We start from the raw sequence: 25,337 nt of genomic DNA, 5'->3' as shown, positions 1-25,337 counted from the left end.
GTTAGCGTTATACATCATTTCTATGCTTGTTCCGCTTACTTTAAACGTTCCACAAGCTCATCATATTTAGGGCTCTTCAAGAAATTGTCGATAGAAATATGCTCTGCTTTCGGATTGCTGGCAATCGCCCGGTCCGTCAGCGTTTTTTGGGTAACCACGATATCAGCATCCGCAGGGATTTCGCTGACTGCGGAATTGACAACCGTAATATTGACTCCGGCAGCCTGCAGTTTTTTTCTTAGCACGGATGCGCCCATCGCGCTGGACCCCATGCCTGCATCACAAGCAAAGACGATTTTGTTCACATCAGACTTGCCGCGGACATTTGCCGCTGTAGTTACAGTTGCGGCAGCAGCAGCGGTTTGCGCTGCAGTCCCTGCCGACTTCATGTCTTTCACTTTTGCCGCAGCTTCTTCCAGATCCATCTCTTCTTCGTTGTTCTTCTTCACGGTCTTAAGGAGCAGTGTAGCCAGCACGAAGGATACGGCTGTGGCAACAATGACTCCGGCAAGCATTGGCACATATCCGCCCTTAGGTGTCATGGCGAAGTAAGCAAAGATACTGCCTGGCGATGGAGAAGCTACCAGACCTGCGCCCAGCAATTGCAATGTGAACGTTCCAGACACGCCGCCGCCGATAACAGCAAGGATCAGACGTGGATTCATCAGAATGTACGGGAAGTAAATTTCATGAATACCCCCCAGGAAGTGAATGATAACCGCACCCGGTGCGGAGGCCTTCGCCGAACCGCGTCCTACCAGCCAGTAAGCAAGCAGGATACCCAGCCCTGGTCCCGGATTCGATTCCAGCATGAACAGTACCGACTGTCCCAGTCTCTGTGATTCTTCCAGCGCAATCGGTCCGAGTACGCCGTGGTTGATTGCATTGTTCAGGAACAATACTTTTGCCGGCTCAATGATGATGTTGACAAGAGGCAGCAGGTTATGGTTGACCAGAAACTCCACACCACTCGAAAGGATGTTGGTCAAACCTTCGACCAGAGGTCCGATTCCCTTCAGCGCAGCAATGGACAAGCCGCCGCCGATGATGCCGAGCGAGAAGTTGTTGACAAGCATTTCGAACCCGGCTTTGATCTTGCCGTCAACCGCACGGTCGAATTGCTTCAAAACCCAGCCGGCCAGCGGGCCGACAATCATGGCGCCGAGGAACATCGGAATAGAAGAACCGACGATAACCCCCATCGTGACTACCGCCCCGATAACACCGCCGCGTTTACCGTGTACCATCTGTCCGCCCGTATACCCGATGAGCAGCGGAAGCAGAAATTTGATCATTGGATCTACTAGAGCTGCAAGGCTTTCATTTGGAAACCAGCCTGTTGGAATGAATAAAGCCGTGATTAAACCCCATGCGATAAAAGCGCCGATATTCGGCATAACCATACCGCTGAGCATGCGGCCGAATTGTTGAACTCTCACCCTTGTACCACCGGATGAAGTTTGCGTTGTTGCCGTTGTGGCCATTTAAAATGCCCCCTTAATAAATTAAATGGGATGCCTTTGTTTAAGCTTTCTTTAAAGGATATCCCTTATGCACACAGCGTAAATCAAAGCGCTTTCTTTGTCATCAAATTGAAAACACGGTTTCGTCATGAACGTTGTTGACAACATTTAAGAGCTGTTGCCACAGGCTTTTGGACATGCATCCGGCTTATGGACACAAGAAAAAACGGTCCTGCCATCCCTATGGGATGAGGTCCGTTTCTTTAGCAAAAACAAAAATAATTTATGGCGTGAAGCCTAAACATCCTTATATTTACAAAAAAACGGAAGTCTGCATTGGCTGCAAGACTCCCGTTTAGGATGTGCTTTATTTAGATTTCCACTCCGTTATTTTCAATCGTATTCTGATACCAATAAAAGCTGTCTTTTTTCGTTCTTGCCAGTGTATTGTAGTCGACATGAATTAATCCGAACCGCATCGTATAGCCGTAAGCCCACTCAAAATTGTCCATCAGCGACCAGGAATAATACCCCTTGACCGGAATGCCCGAAGAGATGCAGCGCTCTAATTGAATCAGGTGCTTATGAATATAGCTGATCCGTTTCTGATCCGCCACTACACCCTCTATCGGCTCATCGTTATAACAGGCTCCATTCTCCGTGATATAGATCGGAAGATCACCGTACAGTTCATGAATGCGGCTGAGCACATTGTAAAAACCCTGCGGATAGATCGGCCAGCCGATGTCCGTATGCTCATAGCCCACATCGAGGGTTTCGATCTGCATAAGTCCGCCTTCGCTGTTATGGCGGGCCACGCTTCCGTTGTAATAGTTAATGCCTAAGATGTCTATCGGCTCGCTGATCAGTTCCATGTCGCCTTCGGCAATATGCAGCTCCGCACCGGCAGCCTTGAACCACTCTACCAGGAAGGAAGGGTACTGCCCTTTGAACACCGGGTCCATAAACCATTCCAGGAACCAGCCGATCTGCCGTCGGCAGGCATCCATATCCTCCTGCCGGGTGGTGTACGGCTCCATCCAGGTGACGTTCGGCGCATAGCCGATCAGCCCCTCGAACCCAAGCTCCCGGAATTTCCGGACGGCTCGGCCATGGGCAACCATCAGATGATGGGCAACATCAAGTCCGGTCTGGAGATCCTTGTTGCCCGGCGCATGCTCGCCGTAATAGTTGGACAGAAATGAAGCACACCAAGGCTCGTTGATGGTGTACCACTGCTTGATTTTGCCATGGAACTCACGGAACACCGTTTCGCGATATCCTCCGGGTAGCGGTGGTAGCTGTCACAGGCTGTATCTCCGTTATCGCCATTGATCACTTTGCCCGGGATGCGGGAAAATGTATCCCAGATGGATAAACCCCGCCCGTCTTCCTGATAGGCTCCCTCAATTTGATAGGAGGCTGTGGCAGCGCCCCAAGTGAAATCCTGCGGAAATTGAATCTTAGTCATATAATGATTTACCCCCTGCAATTCCTGTTAGTATGTTGTTATCTATATTTTATTTATTATATCAAACTTTTCAGTAGTTTTTGATAACAAAATTAGGACACCTTCCTTAGCGGTGAAAATCCGGAGACCAAGGCGACCGCTGCTGCTTTTCCGCGGGTCTGTCCGTTCTCTCCACTGTTTAAGCGGAAACACACTTACAATCTTTATGAAGCGTATTCTGAGATGAGCAGTGAAAAACTCGAACAAGTGGTGCGGCAGCTGGAGGCTCAACTGCTGACCCAACCTAAAAATAACTCCTTAAAGAAAGCTGTTCGGAAGCTTCGTAAGGACCTACTTTCCCGGCTATAAAAATACGAAAACTACCAGAAACTGCTAGGGGAGTCCAATTATCTTAGCCTGCATTTTCACCATAGACCTAAGGATACCCGCTGCTTGCAGCTGCTACATAGTTCAGTAGATCCTGGCTGTTGACCCAAACGCAAAGCAGCGATCCTCCAATAACAGGAGAATCGCTGCTCTGTTGACTATTACGGTTTTGAGAATGAATGTGGTCTGTCCCCGCTCGTAGAAAATCCACTTTCAGGTCAGCCTCTTTAGATGATTTTAGATCATATCCAGCGGAACTCTCCAGGCGGGCTGCGGAAAAGCCTCATCCAGCTGCCACAGCTCATCAGTACTGAGCTTGATTTCCCCTGCTGCCGCGTTCTCGGCTACATGCCGCGGGGTCGATGCTTTGGGAATAGCGATTACGTCGTCTTCCCGGATGCTCCAGGCCAGCAGAATTTGCAGTGGTGTCGCTCCGTGTCTAAGGGCAACCTCCTGCACCGCAGCATTCTCCGTCAGCCCTTTTCTCAAGGTGCCTGCCTGTGCCAGCGGAGAGTAGGCCATTACAGGTATTTTGTGGCTCCGCTGCCAGGACAGCAGCTCATGCTCAATACCTCTGGAACCCAGGTGGTAGAGGACCTGATTAACAGCGCAGCGGTTGCCTCCGGGGATGCGCAGCAATTCCCGCATATCGTCCGTGTCCAGATTGGACACGCCCCAGCGGGCTATTTTTCCGGCGGCCACCAGTTCCTCCATGCCTTCCACCGTCTCCTCCAGCGGAATCTTCCCCCGCCAGTGCAGCAGATATAGATCCAGATGATCCGTACGGAGCCGCTTCAGACTGTCCTCACAGCTGCGGGCCAGCTGTTTCTTGCCTGCATTTTGCGGATACACCTTGGAGACCAGGAATACGCTGTCGCGGATTCCCCGGATCGCTTCGCCAACAAGCTCTTCCGAGCGGCCGTCTCCGTACATTTCTGCCGTATCTATCACACTAAGACCCAACTCTACTCCATGCCTCAGGGCAGCTATCTCCTCAGAACGTCTGGAAGCATCATCACCCATACACCAGGTTCCCTGCCCGATTCTCGGCAAGTCTGTTCCGTCCGGAAGTTTAATCCGCTCGGGTATATTTTCATTCATAGTGGAAGTCTCCTTATACGATGGATTAAGTACTACTTACTATACTTACCATGTTACATCATTCGAAACATCGTACAGGTGTCTATTTCTTTAACATCTCAGCGTCGTCAGCCTACCATTTTCAAACCGACGGCAGCTCCGAGAATCACCACAATACAGATGATCCGCCGCAGATCCCGGGCTTCACCATACAGGACCATGCCCAGAATCGCACCTCCGGAAGCACCAATTCCTGTCCATACCGCATAGGCCGTGCCCATCGGGAGACTTTCCATGGCGAGCGACAGCAGCAGAAAGCTGCCTCCGAATCCGAGAACCAGCAGGGCAATCGCCTGCCAATTGCGGTCCCGGTGCAGCTTGCCTATCATCGCCACCCCGAACATTTCACAACAGCCGGCAGCAATCAGCATTAACCAAGCCATTTTAGGACACCTCCTTCTCTTTAGAATCACCAGTCACAAGCTTCAGCCCGATAACACCCGCCAGCAGAACCAAGACCAGCACCAGCTTCAGCGGCTTGAACGGCTCACCGAACCAGAGGATATCCGCCAGGACGGTCCCGGCTGTGCCGAGTCCGACAAATACAGAATAGACTGTACCTACGGGCAGCTTGCTGCTCGCCGAGATGATCGTATAAAAACTGATGATAATGGCCACTACCGTAACGAGCCACTCCCACGGAGCCGAAGCGTGCTTCAGCCCGATGACCCACACGACCTCGAAGCAGGCAGCGCCTGCGATCTTAACCCATGCCATACTGTTATTCACTGCCATTTCCTCCTCTTCCCCTAAATAAGTTATGGTACAAACCTCTTAACCGCGGAAACAAAATAAGCCCGGAAGGCCATCGTCTAATTGACGATACCTCCCGGGCTTTTATCCCTCCGTGTAGACATGTACATCGCAGTACATGCGTTTTCCCTCGGACCAGCCCAGCCTGTAGCAGCTGCGGAACCCTAGAAAACAGAACAACTGATTAAGTTACATTATATGTTAGCAAATACCGCCGATAAAAGCAACCCTCTATTATTCCCGGGGCCTCCGGTCTCATTGTCCGCTTGAATGCTCCAGGAGGATGTGCACACCCCAAGGCTCAAGCTCAAGTTTTTCCTCAGGCTGAACCTCTCTTCCGGACAACAGCTCTGCTGCCGCGCCATGCCGGTACACCATAGACACCGGCTCATCGCTATAATTAAAATAATAGCGTACCCTCTGCTGCTGCCGGTTCACTCCAGTCTTCACAATCAGCGGAAAAGCCAGCTCCTGATCGGGCCCCCATAATCCGGCCTCCTGCGCAGCGGATTTCAGGATGCTGCCGGCCAGCCCGCTGCTTGTCATGCAGCCGATATAGGTTGCCGTACCGTTTCCGAACCTGTTCCGGGTGACGGCCGCATATTCGCCCCAATGAGGATGCTCATAACGGAACAGCACCTCCGCCGTATCCGGTGTAATCAGCTCCATCCATGTATTCACCGCAGGATCTGCCGCACCGGTATCCAGAGCTTCGCTGCGCAGTGTCACCTCATGCGGAGTCACAAACATGCTGTAGCTGATTCCGCAGGCCTCGCTGATAATGCCCGGCTGCTCTGCCGTGCGCACTTTGAGATCTTCATCCGCGAAGCCGGATTTGAAGGAATAGACGGCGTGGCCTCCCTCGCGCACATATTCATTTAAGCGCAGCAGTGCTTCATCCGGAACAGCATAAAGTGCCGGAACAATGATGAGACTATATCTCGAAAGCTCGGTACAGCCGGGCTGAATGAAGTCGCATTCGATATTCATCCGGTACAGCTCATCGTAAAGCCAGCGAACCACATCATTGTAGTTCCTGCCATCCGGCAGCTTGAACCATTCCATCGCAGTCAGGGCTTCATTGCTGACCATTACCGCGACCTTATTATCCTTGCGCAGGTCCACCAGCGCCTGACTTAAGCGGGCAAAATCCCGGCCGATAGTCTTGGCCTCGTTGTATACCGGATTCGGCTTAAAGTCGTGGCTGAGCAGCCCCTTCCAGTAGGTCTCAAACGAATTATGAATGGAATGCCAATGCCAGTAAGCCACCATATTTGCCCCGGAGGCGAGATGGCTGAAGGCCTGGAGCCGCAGCTGGCCCGGATAGGGTGTCCAGTGGGGAAACGCCTGGGCCTGTGTCTCCAATACAAGATAATTGCTGCGCTTCAGGGAACGGGCGATATCCCCTCCGAAGGAGATTTCCGTTCCGGTCAGCTCATGCTGCGAGGGATGATAAATATCCACTCCGGCGATGTCGAAGGCTTCAGCCGCGGCAAAATGATCCACGGATGGCTGTACGCCATACGAATAGCCGCGCCATTCAAAATCAAAATTCTGTGTGACGAATTGTCCCGGCTGCTTGTACTCGTTCACCAGCGACACCTGCCAGCCAAGAAATTCCGTCACCAGACCACGCTGGAAACGGGCGAATTCCGCACCCAGGCTGCCGTTGATCGTGCCGACAGCGGACGGAAAGTCCTCCCAGCTGTTAATCCGGTTGCTCCAGTAATCCAGCCCGAACCGGTCATTGATCTCATCCAGTGTTCCATACTTCTGCCGCATATGCTTAACAAACAGCAGCTGCACATTCTCTCCGGCTGTCCCGTAGTGCTTCGTCTCGTTGTCCGTCTGGTAGCCAATGACCGCCGGATGCTTGCTGACCCTGCCGATCAGCTTGCGGATGATCCGCTCCGCATGGAACAGGTAGACCGGGTTCGTTATATCCATGATCTGCCGTGCGCCATACCGGCCGGGACCGTCCGCCGTTACAGCCAGCACTCCGGGATGCTCTTTGACCAGCCATGTGGGAACGGCATAGGTTGGGGTCCCGACAATCACGGAGATTCCTGCGGCATGCATCGCATCCAGCACCCGGTCGACGGAAGTGAAGTCGAATATCCCGTTCTGCGGCTCATGCGTGCTCCAGGTCGATTCGGCGATGCGGACGGTATTGATCCCGGCCTCCAGCATCATAGCAATATCCTCATTCAGCCTCTCATAAGGCATATATTCATCGTAGTAGGCGACGCCGTAACGTAATTGACTCATTACTCTGTTGCTCCTCTCGCTTTAGCCTTTTATTGCCCCTTCGGCAATGCCCTGCATAATAAACTTTTGGAAGAATCCATAGATAACGATCACAGGAAGCGCAGTCAGCACCAGCGCTGCCAGAATCAGCGACCACTCCTTATTGTACTCTCCGAACAGTGTGTTGGTCGATAGAATCAGCGTATATTTGGTAGAGTCGGTGAGCATCAGCAGCGGCAGCAGGAAGTCATTCCAGATCCACAGGAAGTCCAGAATCGCAATGGTTACCGTAATCGGCAGCAAGAGCGGAAAGATGATGCGGAAGAAGGTCTGGAACTCGCCGCAGCCGTCAATCCGTGCCGCTTCCTCAAGCTCGCGGGGGATCGACTTCACAAAGCCGTGGTACAGGAAGATCGCCATGTTCACTCCAAGACCAATGTAGATCACAGCAAGGCCGTAGGTGCTGCCGCTGACATGCAGTGCTTTGGCCATCCGTGTAAGCGGAATCATAATCGAATGAAACGGTACCAGCATGGAAGCAATGAATAGCGAGAAGATCGCCGCGCTAAGTCTGCCGGAGGTCCGGGATAATTTGTAACCGGCCAGGGCAGCACAGAAAATGATGCCTCCAATACCAATGACCGAGACAATAACCGAGTTCAGGGTGCTGCTTAGCAGGTTGATTTTGCTAAAAGCCTGGCTGTAGTTCTCAAAGTGCAGCTTGGTCGGCAGCGCCGTGAAGGAAGCGAACATCTCGCCTTGGGTTTTCACGGAATTAATAATCGCCAGATAAATCGGGAAAAAGGACATGACAGCGCCGATACAGAGAAACAGCGTGATGAATAGGTTGGCTCCCTTTCTCAGTCTCATGCTTCCACCTCTTTTCTCTTCATGACACCGATCTGGATAAAGGTGAAGAGCAGGATAATTACGAACAGAATCACCGATTTGGCGCTGGCATATCCGTAGCGGAAGTTGTTGGAGAACGCCTCTTCGTAGATATTCATCGTAATGACCTGTGTACTGCGTCCCGGACCGCCGCCGGTAAGCCCGTATACCACCTCAAATACCTTGAATGCCCCGTTCAGCGTAAGGAAAAAACAGATCGTAACCGCATGCGTAATCATCGGCATCGTCACCTTGCGGAACGTCTGGAACGGGCTGGCCCCGTCAATGACGGCAGCTTCCTTCAGGCTTTGCGGCACCCCCTGCAGGGCGGCCAAATATATAATCATCATATAGCCGACGCCATTCCACAGCGATACGATAATGATCGAATAGAAAGAAACGTTGGGATCTCCGATCCACAGCTGGTCCAGGAACGACGCTGCCGTCTTCTCGGCAAGCTGCGGCAGCACTTGGGAGAACACGAAGGTCCACATAAAAGCGCTGATGATGGTGCTGATCATATTCGGCATGAAGAAGATCGTCCGGAAAAAGCCTTTGGTTCTTGTTTTTGTCTCAATGAACACGGCAAGCACAAGTGCGAATACATTTTGCAATACGATCATGAACAGCACGTATTTCAGTGTAAAGAGCAAGGCGTGCACGAAATCCGGGTCCTCGCGCAGCGCTTCAATGAAATTGCCGAGGCCGATAAAAGAATAGTCGCGGTTCAGCCCGTTCCAGTCCGTGAAGCTGTAGTACATGCCGCCGATGGTCGGAATCAGCAGAAACAATGAATAAATGATAAATGCGGGTGCAACGAAAGCAAGCAGCGAAACAACACTTTTATAGCGCTTGACCGGCATAATATCCGCCCCTCTCCCTCTGTGGTGTGCAAAGCAAACGGGATGGAGGAAGGAGGGCCAGCGCCCCCGGTTTCTTCCATCCCGGACTGTAAAGCTGTTGCTTATTTGTTTACCTTATTGTAGGATTTCCAGGCTTTGTCGAGCGCCTTGAGCACATCATCCTGGCTCATTTGTCCTGCATAATATGCCTGCAGCCCTTTGCCCACCTCATCCTTGACGGATTGCGGAATGGCCGGGTCCTGCACCGACTTGCCAGCTTTGACATAGGTGGTCGCTTCGGTGATCCAAGGATAGCTCTCATAGGTGTGCACCGTGGACACCGGATTGAATTTCATTGCCTGGAATAAGCCGTTGGAGGCTTGATCATCCAGCACATAATTCAGGAAATCAAGCGCAACCTCCTTGTTCTTGCTGGTCGGGGATACCGCGAGCGAAGTCGAGGCGCTGAGATTGATCAGGGTCGCATCCGCATTGTCGCTGATCGGCAGCGGAGCAACACCAAAATCCAGATCCGGGTTCGACTTCAGGATGGTTTCGGCATACCACGGTCCCATCAGCCACATAGCTCCTTTGCCAGCGGCAAATGCCGCCGCACCGTCATCGCCGCCGACTTCGGTGGCCTTCGCCGTGCCGTTTGCGTTGATGAGATCAAACACATCAAAGATCGCGGATTTCATCTCGGTAAAGGAGCCCTCATCCTTGTTCATCTTGTTGACGAATTCAGGGTCCGCAGTTTTCATCATCCCCCCTACAGCCAGCGGAAGCACCAGCTGCGGAATCCATGATTCCTTATAAGAGAGCACGAACGGCGTTATGTTCTTCGCCTTCAGCTTCTCGGTGACGGCCTTCATCTCTGTCAGCGTTGTCGGCGGGGTCAGGCCATTCTCGGCAAATATGGTCTTGTTATAGAGGTAGCCCCAGGACAGGGTTTCCAGCGGAAGCGCCACAACCTTGCCGTCCGTAGTGGTTACAGAGGGCTTCACGCTGTCCAGCAGCTTGCCGACAAAGGGCTGATCTGTCAGGTCTTCCAGGTACCCGGCCTTGTAATAGGATGGAATTTCGTTCACAGCATGGATAGCGAATATATCCGGTGCATCATTGGAGGCCAGGCGCGTCTTCAGAATTTGCGAGGCATTGTCTGCTGTCGGCATTTCGAGCTGTACGGAAACATCAATATTTTTGTCCGCTTTCTCTTTCTTCACGAACTCGGCAATATAATTATCATATTGTTCCTTAAAGCGCGGCTGCGCGATGAACATCTTCAGGGTAACGCTTTTGGCTGTACCGCTGCCTGTATTTCCTTCTTCCGCAGCATTGCTGTTGTTTGTACCGTTGTTGCTGCCGCAGCCGGCCAGCAGTGTGGCGGTGAGGAATGTACAGAGTACACCTTTGGTCATCTTGTTCATGTTGTAAGACCTCCCAATGTCTATGTTTTGTTTACGCTTTCATTGTATCTTTATTATGAAAGCGGTTAATTGGACGGAATTACCCTTTCGGATTGGACATTTTTAAACCGGCTGCTTGCTTGCGCATTTCACCGGGGGCAACGCCGTAATGCTTCTTGAACACTCTGTAGAAATAGCCGACATCCTCATATCCGGCCAGAGCTGCCACCGTCTTGATCGGAATGCTCTCCTCAGCCAGCCATTCCTTCGCCTTCTCCATCCGCAGCTGCAGGATATAATCCGTAACATTGCAGCCATACTCCAGCTTGAACACCTTGCTCAAATATTCCTTGCTGACGAAAAAAGCTCTGGCCAGCCCTTCCAGCGTTACCGCTTCGGCAAAGTGGGCATTGATATACTGCCGGACCTCATCCAAGTTCAGCTTATTCTTGAACTTGCGCTGTCCGATCAGCTGCTCCAGACTTGTCCCGTAGAGCTGTTTCAGATACGCTGCGGTGCTGCTCCCGGACATCAAAACCTCACGGGGGATCTCCGCCTTCAGGACATCCTCCTCCAGTGCGTTGCTCCGCATAAGCTCCTTCAGCAGCAGCAACATTTCACTTGCCGCCTGCCGCAGCATCCCCGGTCTGCCAGAGCCTCCCTGCACCAGTTCCTTCTCTATGCCTTCAAGAACAGCATTGACCCCTTCGGGATTCAGCTCATTGAAATGCACCCTCATCAGCTGCTTGTAAGAAGACAGCGAGAAGGATACCTCAATATCGAGGGCATACGGCTCCCGGGCATGGGAGTTCTCCTCCAGCTCCTTCCGGCATTTGCGCAGCACGTCATTCAGTTCCCCCGGATCAATCGGCTTCAGCAAATAATCCACCGCACCGTAGCGGATGGCATTCTGGGCATATTTGAAATCGTCGTAGCCGCTCACTACAATCACTTTAATCTCTGGATAACACTCATGAAGCTGATTCATCAGCTTGACACCGTCCGCACCAGGCATCCGCATATCGGTAATGACAATCTGCGGGGACAGCTCACCGGCCAGGCGCAACGCCTCGCTCCCGTCCTCTGCTTCTCCGGCAATCTCCATGCCCAGTTCATCCCATAAGCCAAACGTCCGCACAATGTCACGGTTCCAGCTCTCATCATCCACCAGCAGCACTTTAAGCATGGTTCGCACCGTCCCTTTCCAGTGGTATTGTTACAGTCACCTTTGTGCCTTGCCCCTGAATGCTATCTAGACCAATCCCGTATTTCCCGCCAAAATGCATCTGAATCCGTGAAGCAACATTGCTTAGGCCAATCCGCTCCCCATGCGTCCATAAATCGCCGCTGCGCCGCTCCAGTCTTCCCCGCAGCTCCGCCAGCTTATCCGGCTGCAGCCCGATCCCGTTGTCACAGATGGTAATGACCGTGTCCTCCCCTTCACAAGTTACCTTGACCTCCAGCACCCAGGGACCCGACTGCTGTTCCAGCCCATGAAAAAAAGCATTCTCGACAATCGGCTGCAGGCTCAGCTTCGGAATCAGACTGTCCGTCGCCTGCTCATCCACTTCGATCGCATAGCTGAGCCGGGCCGCGAAGCGCTGCTGCTGGATCTGCATATAATTGTTCAGATGGTTCAGCTCCGCCCGCAACGGGGCCAAGTCCTCCGGCTCGCGGATGATGTAGCGGAACATGTCGCTGAGCGATCTCAGCACCCCGTAGCTTTCCGCCGGGCTGTTCTTGAACAGCATGCTGCCGATCATCTGCAAGGTGTTCTGCAGGAAATGCGGATTAATCTGCGCCTGCAGTGCTTTAAGCTCGGCACTCTTTTTCTCCAGGCCGATAACATATTCCGTCCGGATATGCTCGCGGATGCGGTACGACATCTGGTACAGCTTCGTCTCCAGAAGGCCAATTTCATCGACCCGGTTGCTGAGCCGCACTTCACGCTCCTTCATTAAGCCGAAGCCCTGGATGGACCGGGCCAGACTGACGATTGGCGTCGCCAGCCTCCAGGCCAGAATGACGGCGAGCAATATCGCCACGACCACGGTAATGGCGCCTACAATCAATCCGAAGTTCATGGTCGCCAGCGCACTCTGGTTAATGAAGCTGTTCGGAATAACGGTGACCAGCTTGAGACCCACTGGATCAATCGTATTGTAGAACACATAGGCCTGGTCACCGCGGAAAAAGCCCTGTGCCTCACCGGTGCCAGCAACCCGGTCCAGAATGGCTTCCGAAGGAGTCACTCCCCAGGGCTGGTACAGCACCTTGCCGTCGCTACTAGCGATAAATACCGTATGATCGTTGCCCCGGCCTAATAGATTCAGCGTCTGATCCAGTACACCCCAGCGGATTTCCAGGGAGATGCCTCCGAGCTTCTCCTGGTTCTCAAACCGGTTAATGCTGCGGATCAGCTGGAATTTCCCGTTGTCGTTGCCGCCAACGGCTATTGTGAAATCCTTGTTTTGCTCAAAAAGCAGCTTATACGGAGCAGGAATTCCGGCTGTTGAGGCAATGTCACTCTGCGAGGCGTTGATAGTAAACAGCTTGTTATATTCTTTCAGATACAGTTCCACCCCCACCACATGATTGCCCGCAGAGTAGAACAGATTCGTCAGCGTATCAATAATGTTCCGCTGTGCGGCAAATTGGCTGGACAAGCTGGACTCCTCTACATTCGCAAGGTATTCGCTCAGGTGGGGGCTGATCAGCACGGTATAGATCAGATTATTAAGCTGGGCGAACTGGTCACCCAGATAGACACCGGTCCATTTCATATTGGAAAGATTCGTGCTGATGACCTCGGCCTCCATTGACCGGCGGCTGTTCTCGGCTGCCAGTGCTGTAATCGTCACAATCGGCACAACAGCGAGGATAATCATAGTCAGAATAAGCTTATTGCGGATACTGCGGCGGAAAGGCTCAGTAAGTTTCATGATCCAACCGGCAACCCTCATTGCTGCACCAACCTCCAAGTTTCACTTGCCATAGTTTGCCCAAGTCAGAATGGAATTTTCTTGGGTTTAACAATTCATGTTAAGTGTTGAATGCTTTAAATTATTTTATCTTAACAAAAAACTAACGCCCCGCGAAGAATGGACGTTAGTTTAAGGAGAATGCCCCGTTAACTAAGGACAAACGTATGGAAGGATTCCGGTTCAAGCTCCAGGGAGTACGACGAGGAACCACTATGCAAGTGCAGCATCCGCCGTTCCTTGAATGGATTGGCCAGAACGAGCGTGATCCCGCCCAGCGGTGTCCGGAAAGCAACGGCATGGCCGCTCCACGGACCTTTAAGCCCTACTCTTACTGAACCAGGGACGGCAAAACGGGAGAAATGCTTCATCACGTAATACTCCGGATTCACGGTCGCTTGTCTTTGGCCGGGGTCAATGGTCAGCAGGGAATTCTGCTCCCAGCCCCAAGTGCTCCTTCCCTTGGGTTCAAGCACCATGTTCCAATAGATATAAGCGTTCACACCGTTCATGAAATAATGCTGGTACAGGTTAAATACATATCTCGCATAAAACCACGTGTTTTTGCCATCGCCGCATTCATTTTCGGTCTGCATATATCGCAGCTCCGGGTAACTCTGCACGGTGCGTTGGATGGCATATTTGCCGGCCCATTGATAACCTACGCCCTTGATATATTTATAGGCTTCGGGATCACCGAGCACCACCCCGGCGAAGGCATCATGATCGCTTGATTTAGCTTTAAGCCACTCATCCCATGGCTCCGGGGCATTGATCGTCCCCAGCCAAATTTCCGTCTCCAGCCCATGCTTCTCGAATGCCGGGCCAAGGTAGTCGCGGATGAAGATCCTCAGCTGCTCCCCGGTCCAGACGCAGGAAGGAAACTTCTGGTCGGCAACCACCTCATTCTGCACATGCACCTGATGAATCGTTATGCCTTCTGCACGGTAGGCTTCCACGAACTTCACGAAATAAAGGGCGTATGCTTCAAGAACTTGCGGCTCCCAGCGTAGTGTTCCATAGTTATACGCTTTGGGGAACTTCATCCATGTCGGCGGGCTCCAGGGGGACGCGAACAGCTTGAGGTCCGGGTTCAGCTGCAGGGCTTCCTTGATGTAGGGAATCAGCATCTGCCGGTCACGCTCAATGGAGAAATGCTCCATGGCGTAGTCTCCGTCATTCTCGTTCAGGCTGTACCATTCCAGCGCATAATCACTGGCTCCAATCGGCAGGCGGCAGATGCTGAACCGTTGCTCCCCTTCGGGATGGAACAGCTCATGCATCAGCCCCGCCCGTTCTTCCTCCGGCAGATGGCCCAGCGCCACAAAGCCCAATTCGTTAAAGCAGCCGCCGAAGCCTTCCAGCGTCTGGAACGTCTCTGTGGTAACGGTCAGATTAGCGGCCGTCCCGGCTTGTTCTGGACCAGGGATGTTTTGGGCCATCCAAGGTGCTTTTTCCGTGCTGGCAAACCATTTCTGAATTGTATCAGCCATATTATAAGTTCCTCCATTGGTGTAGTGTGGAGCTGTATTTGTTTTTAAATGATTACGCTTTCATTATATCTCGGGTCATTCATAATGGAATTGGATAATCCGGCAATCACGGATTGGATTATTTTAACCTGTCAAAAGGCAGCGGCCTCATAACGGGGCGCTGCCTTTTCTATTCCTAACAGGTTATGTCTTCCTGCCAGTGATTCGGCAGGCGGCGATTATTGCTCTGCAACCAGCGCGTTCAATTCCCGCAAATTTTCGGCCAAATCAGCCTCGGTATATTTCCCTTGGCCAAAGCCGATCATCGCACGCAGCGGCATATATTTCATCATGGCAAGGAACATTTCCGGATTATCATCCATTGCATCTTCCAGGCCAAAGATACTGCTGTAATTCTTTGCTTTTTCCGCAGTCAACGGATTTTCCAGCAAATCGCCTACCGTGGTGTTGCGGTGGAAACTTACCGTAATCTTCGTTGTCGAAGTTACCGTAAGTGGAGCGGAGAGCCGGATATCCCGCGATGAAGAGCCTACGGCAATATTGAACGTTCCGCTTTCCACATGCCAGTCCGCCAGCTTCACGTTATAATAGGCAAAAGCACGCTTATTCAGGGTGAAGGAGACTTCACGCTGTTCCCCCGGCAGCAGCTCCAGCTTCTGGAAGCCTTTAAGCTCCTGCAGCGGGCGGATGACACTGCTCTCCACGTCACTGACATAGAGCTGAACCACCTCTTTGCCTGTCCGGCTGCCTGTATTTTTGACATTGACCGTCACCTGGACAACATCTGTATCCCTGATACTGCTCTTGTCCAGTTTCAGACCGCTGTACTCGAATTGCGTATAGCTGAGTCCAAAGCCGAACGGGAACAGCGGCTCGATTTCTTTTTTATCATAATAGCGGTAGCCGACGAACAGGCCTTCCTTGTATTCCACCGTATCGCCTTCACCGGGGAAATTGAGGAAGGAGGGATTGTCACTCAGCTTCTGCGGGAAGGTCTCGGCCAGTTTGCCGCTTGGGCTTACTTCACCAAAGAGCAGATCGGCAATCGCGCCGCCAAAAGCCTGCCCGCCCAGATAACCTTCCAGAACGGCCTTCGTATGATTCAGCCAAGGCATCTCAATCGGGGAGCCGTTGCTCAGCACCACGATAATTTGGTCTTGAACTTCAGCCACCGCCTTGATCAGCGCCTTATGGCTCTCAGGCAGCGACAGATGGCTGCGGTCATACCCCTCCGATTCATAGCTGTCAGGCAGTCCAAGGAACAACACCGCAGCATCTGCGCCTTGTGCTGTTTCCTGTGCTTCCTTCAGCAGCTCACTGTTGATTTCATCGCTGTTCAAGTCATAGCCCTGTGCATACAGGGAGCTTGCGGAATCGCCCGCCACCGCCTGCATTTCGGCAAAAGCATCATCCAGCTTCGTCGGATTGACATGCGAGCTGCCTCCGCCCTGGTAACGCGGCTTTTTGGCGAATTCGCCGATAATGGCAAGCGTTCCGCTCTTGGCAAGCGGCAGAATATTATCTTCGTTTCTCAGCAGCACCATACTTTCCCGGGCCACCTTTCGTGCCAGCGCATGATGCTGCTCCAGATCGAACGTTGCATTCTCCTTGCGGTTCTCCACTCTTTTGAAAATAAAGGACAGCAGCCGCTCCACAGCTTTATCCAGCGTTTCCATGGACAGCTCCCCGCTGTTTACTGCGGCCACGATTTTGGCATCACCAATGCCTCCGCTTGACGGCATCTCCAGCTCAAGCCCGGCCTGCAGCGCCTTCACCCGTTCATTGACCGCTCCCCAGTCGGACACGACGAAGCCCTCAAAGCCCCATTCCTCTCTAAGCACCTTCGTCAGCAGTGTTTCACTTTCGGAAGCGTATTCACCATTCAGCTGATTATAAGAGCACATTACACTCCAGGGCTGGCTTTGTGTCACTGCGCCTTCGAAGCTGGCCAGGTAAATTTCCCGCAGCGTCCGCTCATCAATGATGGCATTCGTAGACATTCTGCGGTGTTCCTGGTTGTTGGCGGCAAAATGCTTCAGCGAGGTGCCCACGCCCTGGCTTTGCACTCCTTGGATGTGGCTGGCGCCCATTTCCGAGGATAGATAAGGATCTTCCGAGAAGTATTCGAAGTTCCGCCCGTTCAGCGGGGAACGTTTAATATTGGTTCCCGGTCCAAGCAGGACCGCTACATCCTCCGCCTGGCATTCCTCGCCGAGCGCCTTGCCGACCTCATGAATCAGCTCACGGTCCCAGGAAGATGCAAGCCCGGCTGCGGATGGAAAACAGGTTGCCGGTACACTATTATGGAGTCCGAGATGGTCGGCGCTCCCTTGTTGCTTCCGCAGTCCATGGGGACCGTCGGTTAGCATCAAAGAGGGAATGCCCAGCCGCCCGATGCCTTTCGTGTGCCAAAAATCCAGCCCGGAGCAAAGTCCGGCCTTTTCTTCCAGTGTCATTTGCGAAATGAGGTTTGAAATGTGAGTTGTCATCATATGCCTCCTCGAAATAGGTTTTTCTACTCCCATTCTAATATACTTCAACCTGCATTTATGGTATTACTATTGTATTATTGGTATTTTCATTGGATCGGGAGGTCGATGGATGAAGATGTTAGACTACCTGGAGGAAACAGAAGGATTACAATACATCTGCAAATTAATCTACGAAGCTTACCAGATTCCGGTCTGCTGGCTGGACAGTGCAGGCAACCTTCAACTGGCGCTCCCTCCTTCTATGGAAGAACGGCCGGCTGCGCCCACCCACGCCGGGATGCTGGCCGAAATTGCGGAGTTCGTCTTTGGACTTGAAAACAACCTTCCCCGAAACACCGGGGGGACTTCCTTTTTGCCGTATCTGCACACTACCGGTTTTCTGGAAAATTTCATTATGCTTAAGCTGCCTGCAGAGCTTGGGACTGGCGGAACGATAATACTCGGCCCTTCACTGGCCGCTTCAATGACCGAGAATACTGTAGCCAGCCTGATGAATGACCACAACCTCCCGCTTGGCCATGTGGAAGAGTGGCTTCAGTATTACCGCGGCCTGCCGGTGCTGAGCCGGACGAGATGGTACCATGCCGCCCTGCTGCTGTACTCACTGGTCAACGGACAAGCCCTTTCGGTCACGGAGCTGCTGCTTGCCTCTACCCATCATGAGCCTGTGCAGCATACGGAAAGCCGTTCGGATCTCGATCACTCCTACCGGCGCGAGAACACCTGGCTGCATCATGAGCCGATGCTCGAACGGGAGATGTTCCGCCATATCGTAATCGGAGACAAAGCAGGACTCCTGCGGTCCCAAGCCTCCTTCTCCGAGGAAAGCTTCGGGCGGCTCTCCAAGAAAAGCCAGCTGCGCAGCAAAAAAAATCTGGCCATCTCCTCCATCACACTGGCAACCCGGGCCGCGATCGACGGGGGCCTGTTCTGGGAAATCGCCTATACGCTGAGCGACTTCCACATTCAGCATATCGAAGAACTGAAGGATATTCCCGCCGTTGACAAAGCCCAGCTCGCGGCTCTGTGCGATTTCGCCGATCATGTGCGCGACAACCGCCGATCAAAGCTGTCACGCACTTCTGCACTATGCCAGAACTATATTTTCAACCACATGTACGAGGAGCTTACTTTGAACAAATTGGCTGAGGTGGCCGGGCTGAATGCCAGCTATCTCTCTCAGCTGTTCAAGAAGGAGAATGGAATTTCTGTCAGCGATTATATCCAGCGGGAGCGGATTGAGGAGGCCAAGCGGCTGATCGAGCTGCCCGGGGTCACGTTGTCGGATATCGCCACCCGGCTTCATTTCAACGACCAGAGCTATTTCACGAAAGTCTTTAAGAAATATACCGGAGTAACACCCAGGCAGTTCCGGCATGACCGCTGAATTATCTACTAGATGCGTCAGTCTCCTGTGCAATTAAGGTGCAGAGCTGCAATAATATGGTACAATCTTGGTAAGAAACCTTGAAGGAGCGATTACTTTGGGCATCGGCATTGTTTTTATTGGTGTGTTAGTGTTTATCGTCGTCCAGGCGGTTATCCGTGAGAACGGCAGGAAACACGGCGGCAGCAACCGGCTGCGGAACCGAAATAATTCGGCTGACAATTATTTCTTCCCCGGCGCGGATCCAAATCTCTTTACGGGCGATAACGACAACAACAATCACACCCGCAATCACCATGACGGAAACAGCGGGAACGGCGGTCATCACGGTCATAGTCATGGCGGCAGCAGCTGGGACAGTCATCATGGCGGGCATGGAGGCTGGGATGGCGGCGGCCATAGCAGCGGTGGCGATTCCGGCGGTGGTGGCGATTCTGGCGGTGGCGGAGGTGGTGGGGGCGATTAAGCTTGCCTCCAACTACATAATGTGCAAAAAGAACCCACAGGCGTTAGCCGTGGGTTCTTTTTATACCCTATTGAATTACACCGCCATGAAACATACATTCATAGACTTTAATGTCTCCTGCCCATATTTCCTCGTAACCGCTGAACCATCCGAAATCACCATCAACCTTACAGTTATAAGTGAACCTGTCCTTTGAATAACTATCAGGTCCCCTGAAAGGTTTATTCTGGGGTACTTGCAGCAGTGCTTCCTTCAAGAAATCTCCACTAAAGCCCTCAGCGATTATGCGGCCAGCATAATTCATCGCCCAAATAGGAGTGCCGTCTTCCCATAACGCTTCTTCCCCAGCGAACTTTTCGGAACCCAGGTAGGTATCAATATACCGCAAATTCCCTCTAGCAAACTCCAAATCATGTGATTCTGGACGGGACGGGGATAATTCCGGGCCCTTTCCTGCGTACGTTGCTTTCTTAGCCTCCAATAGAAAATCAATCATTCCTGTCATTCAGATCAACCTCCTCCGACTCATTATTCCAACCTCCTCATAATAGAACACAAGTTCCCATTTAACAACCTATATTTTTACACTTACTCAAGCTTAACTTGCCTTCCGCAGCAGTAAAAAGCCCCGAGTTTCTGAAATTCAGAAACTCGGGGCCTTTGCATACCCGATATAAGATTATACCCAATTACGTTTAGTTAGCTGGGCTACACGGAAAAATGGAAGCGGCTGAGGAGCACCTCGCCTTTAAAGACCAGATACACATCGTTTCCGCCAGCTTCAATTTCAGCTTGCACAGATAATGTTTGCCACTGTTGCAGGCTTTCGCCCGCCGGAACCTCAAGGGTCGCCGCCAGTTGTCCTGCCGGGCCTTCTGTTCTGACCTCAATGCTGCCGCCGGTCACGGAGGATACGAGCGCGTGGAACGTTGCGGTACCTTGACCGAACTCCACATCTTTGAAGGCGATCCATGCTCCTTCACCTGCCGGATGGACAGAAGCGCCGCCCGCCTTGCATTCATCCAGATATACCGCTTCATAGTCGTCATAGTTCTCGGCTTTGACCGTCGCATAGAGATTGCGGGCCGGAATCGTTTCGCCATGCACTTTGATCTGGGCGGTCAATTGAATATCACTTGAAGAGCGGCCGATCATGACGGCATATTCGCCGTTTTCAACACAGTATTGTTCACGCGTTACATCCCAGAAAGCCAGCTCGGCAACCGGCAACGTGAATTCCACTGTTTGCGTATGTCCTGCGGCAAGCCGGATCTTTTGGAACCCCTTCAGCTGCTTCAGTGGACGTTTGACTCTGGAAGACAAGGACTGCACGTATAATTGAACGACCTCGTCGCCATCCACGGAACCGGTATTCTCAAGCTGAACGGACAGGCTGATCGTTCCGTCCTGCTCCACTTCCCTGGCAGCCAGCGACAGGCTGTTATAAGTTACCTGTGCGTAGCTCAGGCCATGGCCGAACGGATACAGCGGCTCACCATCGAAGTACATGTACGTTCTTTTGCCTTTAATAATGTCGTAATCCATCAGCGGAGGAAGCTGATCCACCGACCGGTACCAGGTCATATTCAGCTTACCGGACGGGCTGTAGTCGCCGAACAGCACATCGGCTACCGCGTTGCCCAGCTCTTGCCCGCTGTGGGAAGTATAGAGGACCGCCGGGATATGCTCATCAATCCATGTGGAAGTGATCGGATAACTTCCGACGATAACCACCACCGTATTAGGGTTGGCTTCATACACAGCCTTAACCAGATTCTCCTGCTCTTCCGGCAGAACAATATCCGGTCTGTCGATCTCTTCCTTGCCGTTCAAGAGCGGATGGTTGCCGACGAATACAACGGCAACTTCTGCGGCCTTCGCGGCTTCAACTGCAGCTTCTACACCGTTCACGACAATGTTCTTGTGGAATGTGTGCGCCTTGGCATCAGCCTCCTGCTCATTCGCCAGCAGTGTGCCGTCTTCGGCATGGATCGAGATCGGCTTGTCATTCCAGGTTCGCAGGCTGACTGTACCTTCGGCTTCCGGTACAATATTCAGTGCTTCCTTCACATACCAGCCATAGATTTCATCAGCGGAAGCCGTCAGTGTACCGGCGTCGCTAAGGGTGACATATTGTCCCCGGCTTGTAGCTTCAAGAGTGTTGCTCGTCCAGCCCCAGGCCGTATGGCGGAACAATTCTCCGCGCTCCTTAGTCTCATGTTGCACTGCCAGTCTGCCGTCCTCGCCGGTGATTCCTACGGCTTGGCCTGTTGCTGCCGAAGTCAGGATGATCCGGTCATCGCCGCTTTCGAACGATACCTGTTTGCCTGCAAGTTTCTTGGTCACTCCCTGCAGAGGTGTGACAGCATAAGGCAGGGTGCCGGAATACCAGTCTCTGAAAGCTTCGTCCCCGAGCGGACCGATGACCGCTACTTTGGACAGCTCTTTCGGGTTCAGCGGGAGCGTGCTGTTCTCATTCTTCAGGAGTACGATAGACTGCTTCGCAGCTTCCAGTGATAACTCGCCATGCTCCTTACTGAGGATGACGGAATCGTCGATTGCCGCATACGGATTACCTTCTTCAGGATCGAACTCGCCCAGAAGGAAACGGACACGGAACGTGTTGAACAGCGCACGGTCCAGATCTTCCTCGGCAAGCAGCCCTTCAGTCAGTGCTTCATGAATAACCTTGATCGTCTCTGCCGTTTCTTCTGTCACGCTGTCGATCCCGTTTTTGATCGATTCAGCCATCGACTGGGCGAAAGACTCATAATATTTATGATCCTTCACAATACCGAACAAATCCCCGGCATCGCTTACAATAAAGCCGTCCATTTCCCATTCGCCTTTGACAATATCCATCACCGCAGGATGCAGGATGACCGGTACCCCATTAAGCGAGTTGTAGGCGGTCATCATGGACTTGGCGCCGCCTTCCTTGAAGGCAGGCTTAAAGGCTTCCAGATAATATTCACGCATATTTCTCGGATCAATGCTCGACGAGTCAACGCCGCGGTTGATTTCATTATTATTGCCGAGAAAATGCTTCAGTGTTGCTACCGCTTTCAAATACTTGGGATGATCGCCTTGGATCCCCTGCACCAGTGAGGTACTGAGGCGTCCGGTTAATTCCGGATCTTCGCCGTATGCCTCTTCCGTGCGGCCCCAGCGCGGATCACGTTCCATATCCACTGTAGGTGCCCACAGCGTCAAGCCGTTAACGGTCGGATTCTTCTTATAGAACGCTCTGGCTTCGTCACCGATGGCTGAGCCGATCTTTTTCAAGAGTTCCGGATTCCAGGTGCAGGCCAATCCGCTGACCTGAGGAAAAGCAGTTGCCTTGCCCAGCCACGAAATTCCGTGAGCCCCTTCCGTACCATGTTTATAGGCTCCTACGCCCAAGCGCTCTACAGCGGCTTGATATTGCGGCATCAGGTTTACCTTTTCATCCAAAGTCAATCTGGAGATCAGATCTTGTACGCGTTCATTTACCGGTAAATCCGTCTGCTGATATGGGTATGTAGCTGTTTCCATTAGTAGTTCACTCCTTCAATCTTTGTGATAACGGTTTCATCGTAGCGCATGGATAGCCGATTAAGGCGCTTCCACAGGACTCTCCTTCACCATCATAAAAGATTACCGTGAGCAGCAACACCTTAACAATTATAATAAAAATCAGTTCATAATTAGAGATTCTAATCATGAACTGAGAAAACGCCGGGCATCAGGGGAGATGCCTGACAGATTACCATCCGGGTGATGGATAACAAACCTGCTGTCCTGGTAGTTCAGCTCTGCCGCAGCCGGCTGGCTGCGGATTTCCTTGGGAGAAAGGCCGTACCTGGCTTTGAATACCTTGTGAAAATAGGAATACGTCCCGAAGCCGCAGCTCCCGGCAATATTCTCCAGACTTAAGTCGGTAAACCGGATCCGCTCCAGGGCGTTGGACAGGCGAATCTCCTGTGTATACTGGATAATGGTATAACCCGTCAGCTCTTTAAAAAGATGTACGGCTCTGGATACACTCAGTCCGGCAAACCTGGCAACTTCCTCCACTCTTAACGGATTCAGCGCATTTTTAATAATATAGCGTCGCATCCGCAAGACCAGTTCATTCGAGCGTCCCTGCGGGTTATGCCCTGAGACAGCTTCTCCCGACAAACGGTCAAAAGATAGGCATAGGGCACACAATAAATGCCGGATCAGCTCGGGGTTACCTTGTGCGATACGGTGCTGCTCGATGCTGAGCTGCTGCCACAACGAGAGCATACCTTCATCCAGATGAACTCTCTGCTGAGTCAGCCGGGGCTGGGATTCCCACCACTCTTCGATCCAAGAACCTTCACACAGTAAATAATAGTCGCCGCTTTCGATTTTTCCGTCAATCGCATCCACCGCTAAATGATAAGGCTCTCCAGGACGATAGATTAATAAGTCGCCTGGCTGGACAAGACTCATCTTGCCGCCTACAAGCGCCCTGCAGCTGCCCACCACCTGCAGCCGGAACAGGAAAAACGGTGGCGGCGTAAAGGAAGATTTAAACGGAAGTGTATGAAAAGAATAGGCGCAGGCATGCAGCCTCAGGTCCATATCGTTCACCGCCTCAGCCAAATAGTAGAGCTTTTCGATCAGATAAAACATTCAATAATCGCAAGCCATTATCTATACTATAACCAAATCAAAGAGAAAGCCGCAAGGCTAGAAAGTGAAGGAGAAACTTTACGTACATGTTGACGCGAACCCGCCAGCTTTTCCTGATTCCAAGCTACTCCCTGTTTATGATCTGCATGATGCTGCAGGGGATGGCCATTTCCATCAGCTCTCCCTTTTTGGCCGTTTATTTCACAACAAAGCTGGGGGTTTCCGCAGGAACCTTCGGAATCTTTACCGCAGTGACCTTAATCAGCGGGGTCTGGCTCAGCTCGATCATTGCCAAACGCTCCGATTCCGGACTGAACCGTAAAACACTCATGGTCACAGCCATGCTGTTCAACGCGCTGGCTTTTGCCGGTTATTTATTCATCCACGAATTTTATGCGCTGCTGCTGTATATGACGGTCTTCACTGCGATTGGCGCTCCGGCCATGCCGCAATTGTTCGCCAGTGCACGGGAAGCAGTAAATGCCAGTCTGTCCGCTGATCATGCCTTTGCCAATTCAAGTCTGCGCTCCATGTTCTCCCTGGGGTTTATTACCGGCCCGCTGATCGGCTCGATCCTCCTTAATCACTTGGGGTTCCAGGGTATTTTCATGAGCACCTCACTGATCTTCCTGCTTAATGCCTTGCTGGTCTGCTTTTTCGTGAAACGTCCTGTATTAAAGAAGCCAGCCGGTATTCAAGCCGCAACGCAGCTGAAGCTGCATCAGAACGCCAGAGTGCTTATCCCGTTTCTGGTGCTGACCCTGTTATATGCCGGGCACTGGCTTAACAATCTGAATATCTCATTGTTCATCATTAACACCTTGGGCGGCAGTACGCAGAATGTAGCCACGGTCTCGAGTATTTGTGCGCTGCTGGAGATTCCATTCATGCTCGTATTAGGGGTATTGTCTGCCAAAACCTCCAATCGGGTACTGATGTTCTGGGGAATACTACTGGGAGCGGCTTATTATATTTTGGTGCTTGCCTCGACACAATTGTGGCATCTCTTGGCCGGACAGGTGCTGCTGGCTTTCTTTGTTGCCGTGATTTCGGCCATCGGAATCAGCTACATTCAGGATTTGCTCCCTGATCTGCCCGGATATGCTTCAACGTTATATACCAATGCCACTACCATCGGACGGCTGGGCGGAAGTCTGGCCGGAGGGGCCGCTGCCGAGTGGGTCGGATACCGGAATGCTTACTGGGGCTGTTTGCTGCTTGTTGTATTCTCCCTTGCACTTATGTTGCTTCCCCAGCGCTACTCCGCTCAAGAGGTAAATGAATCCTAAATGCAACCAGAC

General features: G+C 52.2%; 18 protein-coding genes, 1 pseudogene and 1 riboswitch. Of the genes and pseudogenes, 3 read left to right on the top strand and 16 right to left on the bottom strand.

The window, feature by feature from the left end; translation table 11 throughout:
- Positions 1 to 35: 35 nt before the first annotated feature.
- From MHI45_RS27470 to MHI45_RS27410, 13 genes and pseudogenes are all read right to left on the bottom strand, one after another.
- Positions 36 to 1,484 (bottom strand): PTS mannitol transporter subunit IICB, encoded by a 1,449-nt coding sequence (locus MHI45_RS27470; protein ID WP_076110507.1) that lies wholly within the window; start codon positions 1,482 to 1,484, stop codon positions 36 to 38.
- Positions 1,485 to 1,834: 350 nt separating this feature from the next.
- A pseudogene (locus MHI45_RS27465) lies at positions 1,835 to 2,934 on the bottom strand (glycoside hydrolase family 1 protein).
- Positions 2,935 to 3,537: 603 nt separating this feature from the next.
- Positions 3,538 to 4,401: an aldo/keto reductase gene (locus MHI45_RS27460; protein ID WP_076110505.1), complete on the bottom strand. Its 864-nt coding sequence runs from the start codon at positions 4,399 to 4,401 to the stop codon at positions 3,538 to 3,540.
- A gap of 107 nt (positions 4,402 to 4,508) precedes the next feature.
- The gene (locus tag MHI45_RS27455) at positions 4,509 to 4,823 is read right to left on the bottom strand and encodes a DMT family transporter (RefSeq protein WP_076110504.1); all 315 of its coding nucleotides are present in this window, start codon (positions 4,821 to 4,823) and stop codon (positions 4,509 to 4,511) included.
- 1 nt (position 4,824) lies between these two features.
- On the bottom strand, positions 4,825 to 5,157 hold the full coding sequence (locus MHI45_RS27450) for a DMT family transporter (protein ID WP_038599007.1): 333 nt from the start codon (positions 5,155 to 5,157) through the stop codon (positions 4,825 to 4,827).
- Positions 5,158 to 5,264: 107 nt separating this feature from the next.
- A riboswitch (guanidine-I (ykkC/yxkD leader) is annotated at positions 5,265 to 5,372 on the bottom strand.
- Between the two features lie 76 nt (positions 5,373 to 5,448).
- Entirely contained in the window at positions 5,449 to 7,461 is a 2,013-nt protein-coding gene (locus MHI45_RS27445; protein WP_076110503.1) for a beta-galactosidase, read from the bottom strand.
- 21 nt (positions 7,462 to 7,482) lie between these two features.
- Entirely contained in the window at positions 7,483 to 8,310 is an 828-nt protein-coding gene (locus tag MHI45_RS27440) for a carbohydrate ABC transporter permease (protein ID WP_076110502.1), read from the bottom strand.
- Positions 8,307 to 9,191, bottom strand: coding sequence for a carbohydrate ABC transporter permease (locus tag MHI45_RS27435; RefSeq protein ID WP_076110501.1), 885 nt, complete (start codon positions 9,189 to 9,191; stop codon positions 8,307 to 8,309). The genes MHI45_RS27440 and MHI45_RS27435 overlap by 4 nt, the downstream gene beginning before the upstream one ends.
- Positions 9,192 to 9,292: 101 nt before the next feature.
- Positions 9,293 to 10,597: an ABC transporter substrate-binding protein gene (locus MHI45_RS27430; RefSeq protein WP_076110500.1), complete on the bottom strand. Its 1,305-nt coding sequence runs from the start codon at positions 10,595 to 10,597 to the stop codon at positions 9,293 to 9,295.
- A 79-nt stretch (positions 10,598 to 10,676) separates the two neighbouring features.
- Complete coding sequence (locus MHI45_RS27425) at positions 10,677 to 11,762, bottom strand: response regulator transcription factor (protein ID WP_076110499.1); 1,086 nt, start codon at positions 11,760 to 11,762, stop codon at positions 10,677 to 10,679.
- The gene (locus MHI45_RS27420) at positions 11,755 to 13,539 is read right to left on the bottom strand and encodes a sensor histidine kinase (RefSeq protein WP_076110498.1); all 1,785 of its coding nucleotides are present in this window, start codon (positions 13,537 to 13,539) and stop codon (positions 11,755 to 11,757) included. The genes MHI45_RS27425 and MHI45_RS27420 overlap by 8 nt, the downstream gene beginning before the upstream one ends.
- Positions 13,540 to 13,706: 167 nt before the next feature.
- The gene (locus tag MHI45_RS27415; protein WP_076110497.1) at positions 13,707 to 15,050 is read right to left on the bottom strand and encodes a glycoside hydrolase family 30 protein; all 1,344 of its coding nucleotides are present in this window, start codon (positions 15,048 to 15,050) and stop codon (positions 13,707 to 13,709) included.
- Positions 15,051 to 15,268: 218 nt separating this feature from the next.
- A complete protein-coding gene (locus MHI45_RS27410; RefSeq protein ID WP_076110496.1) occupies positions 15,269 to 17,539 on the bottom strand; it encodes a glycoside hydrolase family 3 C-terminal domain-containing protein in 2,271 nt (756 codons plus the stop codon).
- A gap of 112 nt (positions 17,540 to 17,651) precedes the next feature.
- Between MHI45_RS27410 and MHI45_RS27405 the strand changes: the two genes are divergently transcribed.
- Positions 17,652 to 18,929 (top strand): helix-turn-helix domain-containing protein, encoded by a 1,278-nt coding sequence (locus MHI45_RS27405; RefSeq protein WP_083675598.1) that lies wholly within the window; start codon positions 17,652 to 17,654, stop codon positions 18,927 to 18,929.
- 67 nt (positions 18,930 to 18,996) lie between these two features.
- On the top strand, positions 18,997 to 19,395 hold the full coding sequence (locus MHI45_RS27400) for a hypothetical protein (protein ID WP_179091734.1): 399 nt from the start codon (positions 18,997 to 18,999) through the stop codon (positions 19,393 to 19,395).
- 67 nt (positions 19,396 to 19,462) lie between these two features.
- Here MHI45_RS27400 and MHI45_RS27395 read toward each other — a convergent pair whose 3' ends face one another.
- From MHI45_RS27395 to MHI45_RS27385, 3 genes are all read right to left on the bottom strand, one after another.
- Positions 19,463 to 19,900: a DUF5680 domain-containing protein gene (locus tag MHI45_RS27395; RefSeq protein WP_076110494.1), complete on the bottom strand. Its 438-nt coding sequence runs from the start codon at positions 19,898 to 19,900 to the stop codon at positions 19,463 to 19,465.
- A 203-nt stretch (positions 19,901 to 20,103) separates the two neighbouring features.
- Positions 20,104 to 22,929: a glycoside hydrolase family 3 protein gene (locus tag MHI45_RS27390; RefSeq protein ID WP_076110493.1), complete on the bottom strand. Its 2,826-nt coding sequence runs from the start codon at positions 22,927 to 22,929 to the stop codon at positions 20,104 to 20,106.
- Between the two features lie 165 nt (positions 22,930 to 23,094).
- Complete coding sequence (locus tag MHI45_RS27385; protein ID WP_076110492.1) at positions 23,095 to 24,036, bottom strand: AraC family transcriptional regulator; 942 nt, start codon at positions 24,034 to 24,036, stop codon at positions 23,095 to 23,097.
- 86 nt (positions 24,037 to 24,122) lie between these two features.
- Between MHI45_RS27385 and MHI45_RS27380 the strand changes: the two genes are divergently transcribed.
- A complete protein-coding gene (locus MHI45_RS27380; RefSeq protein WP_076110491.1) occupies positions 24,123 to 25,325 on the top strand; it encodes a sugar efflux transporter in 1,203 nt (400 codons plus the stop codon).
- Positions 25,326 to 25,337 lie beyond the last annotated feature (12 nt).

It is taken from the genome of Paenibacillus sp. FSL H3-0321 (genome assembly GCF_038002865.1).
Classification (GTDB): Bacteria; Bacillota; Bacilli; order Paenibacillales; family Paenibacillaceae; genus Paenibacillus_AQ.
This window is presented reverse-complemented; position numbering and strand designations above follow the sequence as displayed.

Coding starts and splice junctions, on each gene's coding strand:
- MHI45_RS27450 (WP_038599007.1), bottom strand. CDS start 5,157: ATGGCATGGGTTAAGATCGCAGGCGCTGCCTGCTTCGAGGTCGTGTGG.
- MHI45_RS27405 (WP_083675598.1), top strand. CDS start 17,652: ATGAAGATGTTAGACTACCTGGAGGAAACAGAAGGATTACAATACATC.
- MHI45_RS27420 (WP_076110498.1), bottom strand. CDS start 13,539: ATGAGGGTTGCCGGTTGGATCATGAAACTTACTGAGCCTTTCCGCCGC.
- MHI45_RS27380 (WP_076110491.1), top strand. CDS start 24,123: ATGTTGACGCGAACCCGCCAGCTTTTCCTGATTCCAAGCTACTCCCTG.
- MHI45_RS27470 (WP_076110507.1), bottom strand. CDS start 1,484: ATGGCCACAACGGCAACAACGCAAACTTCATCCGGTGGTACAAGGGTG.
- MHI45_RS27415 (WP_076110497.1), bottom strand. CDS start 15,050: ATGGCTGATACAATTCAGAAATGGTTTGCCAGCACGGAAAAAGCACCT.
- MHI45_RS27430 (WP_076110500.1), bottom strand. CDS start 10,597: ATGAACAAGATGACCAAAGGTGTACTCTGTACATTCCTCACCGCCACA.
- MHI45_RS27390 (WP_076110493.1), bottom strand. CDS start 22,929: ATGGAAACAGCTACATACCCATATCAGCAGACGGATTTACCGGTAAAT.
- MHI45_RS27385 (WP_076110492.1), bottom strand. CDS start 24,036: ATGTTTTATCTGATCGAAAAGCTCTACTATTTGGCTGAGGCGGTGAAC.
- MHI45_RS27435 (WP_076110501.1), bottom strand. CDS start 9,191: ATGCCGGTCAAGCGCTATAAAAGTGTTGTTTCGCTGCTTGCTTTCGTT.
- MHI45_RS27460 (WP_076110505.1), bottom strand. CDS start 4,401: ATGAATGAAAATATACCCGAGCGGATTAAACTTCCGGACGGAACAGAC.
- MHI45_RS27455 (WP_076110504.1), bottom strand. CDS start 4,823: ATGGCTTGGTTAATGCTGATTGCTGCCGGCTGTTGTGAAATGTTCGGG.
- MHI45_RS27395 (WP_076110494.1), bottom strand. CDS start 19,900: ATGACAGGAATGATTGATTTTCTATTGGAGGCTAAGAAAGCAACGTAC.
- MHI45_RS27440 (WP_076110502.1), bottom strand. CDS start 8,310: ATGAGACTGAGAAAGGGAGCCAACCTATTCATCACGCTGTTTCTCTGT.
- MHI45_RS27425 (WP_076110499.1), bottom strand. CDS start 11,762: ATGCTTAAAGTGCTGCTGGTGGATGATGAGAGCTGGAACCGTGACATT.
- MHI45_RS27410 (WP_076110496.1), bottom strand. CDS start 17,539: ATGACAACTCACATTTCAAACCTCATTTCGCAAATGACACTGGAAGAA.
- MHI45_RS27445 (WP_076110503.1), bottom strand. CDS start 7,461: ATGAGTCAATTACGTTACGGCGTCGCCTACTACGATGAATATATGCCT.